Origin of the sequence: Ralstonia sp. OTU4908 (assembly GCF_038440115.1) — a bacterium.
Lineage (GTDB): Bacteria > Pseudomonadota > Gammaproteobacteria > Burkholderiales > Burkholderiaceae > Ralstonia > Ralstonia pickettii.
On record NZ_JASATD010000118.1, the window covers coordinates 1 to 290 of the forward strand.

Genomic DNA, 290 nt, shown 5'->3' on the forward strand with positions numbered 1-290 from the left:
CTGAACCGTAAGACCCGCCGCATCTACGCCATCCGCACCAAGGACCCTGACGGCGTCTGGGAGGTGCCCTGGAGCAACGACGAGTTCTTCTGCATTGGCAAACGCAAGGTTGGTGGCCTCAAGCGCGCCTATGACATGTACGACGTCCGTCATTACACGCTGGACGAACAGGGCAACGTGGTGCGGGCCTTTGTGCTTGGGCAAATGGTCTTCACCCTCGAGCAGGCTCAACTGCAATGGGAGTACTTCCGACGCTATATGCAAGACGGGCCGGCCAACCTGCCCGAGCC

General features: G+C 60.3%; 1 protein-coding gene. It reads left to right on the plus strand.

Features of this window, described 5'->3' with window-relative positions; genetic code table 11:
• On the plus strand, nt 1-290 hold a 290-nt coding region (locus AAHM38_RS25580; protein ID WP_342234435.1), incomplete at both ends, for a DUF6708 domain-containing protein.